Here is a 2,115-nt window from a genome sequence, read left to right on the forward strand (position 1 = left end):
CAGCTCGGCCAGGCGCTCGCCACTGATCCCGGTCCACAGCACGCCCGGGAACGAGCCCGCCCCCCGCATCCGCATCACCGGAGCGCGCAGGCCCGCGAGACGCGCGCGCACCCACGCCTCCCGCGCGCCGGGGTCGTCGTCGCCGTAGAAACCGAGTGTGACGTGCCACTGCCGCACCGTCATCCAGCGCAGCCGCCCGTCGCCGGCCACTCGCGGGTGACGGTCCAGTTCACGCCGCAGCGCGGTGATCGCCTCGGCGGAGGGCACCACTGCGGTGAACAGGCGGGCACGGGCACCGTCGGGAGACACCGTCAGGTGACCTTCCCCGCCCTGCGCAGGAGATCGGCGATGGCCGGGAAGTCGGTGTCGAGCCGGTCGGCCGCGTCCAGCAGGCTCTCCTCCTCGGCGATCTCGCGCAGCGCCGCGAACACCGTCTGTTCGTCGGGGACGACGCCGACCGGCAGGCTGTCCCGGCTCACCGTCGGGCGCGCGGCCCGGACGTCCTCGAGCGCCGCGCGGATGGCGGCCGCGCTGCCCGCCGCGACCTCCGGGGTGAGCACCTTGCGCTCCAGCATGATCAGCCGCGCGAGCACGACCGGATTGCCGATCTTGGCCCGGCGTCCGCTCATCACCTGGCTCAGCATCGGAGCGCTGATGCCGAGCACCTCGGCGAGATAGGCCTGCGAGACGTCGAAGGCGACCACGAGCCTGCGCACACGATCGCCGAGCGGTTCGCCGTACCACTCCCGCTGCAACGCGATGTTCCGCTGGACGATCTTGTGGTCCTCCACGGTGACGTTCCGCTCCCCTCGACGACGGGCCGCCGATCGCGGACCGGCGGTGCGTGTAGGCATCTTGCCAGGTCGCGTCCGCGCCCGGGGCCGAATACTCCAGGCGTTCGCAATCGCGACCGCCGCCGTCGACCGGAGGGTGTCAGAGCCCCAACGTGGCGCGGGTGCGCGACACGTCGTCGGCGATACCCTCGGCCAGCTCCTCCGGGGTGTCGAACCGGATCTGGCCTCGCAGCCGGGCCACGAAGTCGAGCGCGACCTGCTGACCGTAGAAGTCGGCGTCCACGTCGAGGACGAACGCCTCCACGGTGCGTTCCCGGCCGGAGAAGGTGGGGTTGGTGCCCACCGAGACCGCCGCGGGCAGGCGCTCGCCGTCCTCGCCGCCGCGCACGAACCAGCAGCTGTAGACGCCGTCGGCGGGCACGGCGGCGTAGCGGGGCAGCGAGAGGTTGGCGGTCGGATAGCCGAGGTCGTGCCCGCGGCCCTCCCCGCGCACGACGATGCCCTCCAGCCGGTGCGGACGCCCGAGCGCCTCCGCCGCCGCGGCGACGTCCCCGGCGTCGATGCAGGAGCGCACATACGTGGACGAGTAGGTGATCTCGCCGTTGTCGGTGTCCTCGCCGACCGTGCGGCCTTCGAGCGAGGCGCCGTGCACGGTGAAGCCGAACCGCTTGCCCAGCCTGCGCAGGGTCTGCACGTCCCCCGCCGCCTTGTGCCCGAACGTGAAGTTCTCGCCCACGATGACGGTGGCGGCGTGCAGCGCGTCCACGAGCACCTCGTGCACGAACTCGTCCGGGCCGAGGCGGGACAGTTCCGGGGTGAACGGCAGGACGGCGAAGACGTCGACACCGAGCCCCTCGACCAGGTCAGCCTTGCGCGCCAGCGTGGTCAGCAGCGCGGGGTGGCTGCCGGGCCGCACCACCTCGGACGGGTGCGGGTCGAACGTGAGGACCACGCTCGGCAGGCCGCGTTTGCGGGCCGTGCGCACCGTCTCGGCGATGAGTGCCTGGTGGCCCCGGTGGACGCCGTCGAACAGCCCGATCGTGACCACGCACCGGCCCCAGTCGCCGGGCAGGTCGGTCAACCCACGCCATCGCTGCACGGATGGCAGCGTAACCGGCCCCACCGCCCCGGGCCCGCCCCGGTGCGCTCACGCGGGCGCGAGCACCACCACGGTCCTCGCCAAGGCCCCGGCGTCGACCGCGAGGGCGAGCACCCGCCCGTCCGGGGTCGAACACTCCGTACGTGCCGTCCAGACCCGCGGTCGGAACGCGCCTGCCGTGCCGGACGGCGTCGGCCTCGGCCGCGTCCACCGTCCGGCGCG

The 2,115-nt window shown here is 73.5% G+C and carries 3 protein-coding genes and 1 pseudogene; all 4 read right to left on the reverse strand.

Annotated features, from left to right (window positions below):
- Positions 1 to 309 (reverse strand): 2'-5' RNA ligase family protein (locus tag SACSA_RS0112460; protein ID WP_019816266.1); only part of this gene is annotated, 309 nt, incomplete at its 3' end.
- A 2-nt stretch (positions 310 to 311) separates the two neighbouring features.
- Positions 312 to 791 (reverse strand): helix-turn-helix domain-containing protein, encoded by a 480-nt coding sequence (locus tag SACSA_RS0112465; protein WP_019816267.1) that lies wholly within the window; start codon positions 789 to 791, stop codon positions 312 to 314.
- 142 nt (positions 792 to 933) lie between these two features.
- Positions 934 to 1,893, reverse strand: a complete 960-nt coding sequence (locus tag SACSA_RS0112470; protein WP_028661821.1) for a bifunctional riboflavin kinase/FAD synthetase — start codon at positions 1,891 to 1,893, stop codon at positions 934 to 936.
- Between the two features lie 48 nt (positions 1,894 to 1,941).
- A pseudogene (truB, locus tag SACSA_RS24640) lies at positions 1,942 to 2,115 on the reverse strand (tRNA pseudouridine(55) synthase TruB); the annotation flags it as partial.

This window comes from Saccharomonospora saliphila YIM 90502, from assembly GCF_000383795.1.
Classification (GTDB): Bacteria; Actinomycetota; Actinomycetes; order Mycobacteriales; family Pseudonocardiaceae; genus Saccharomonospora; species Saccharomonospora saliphila.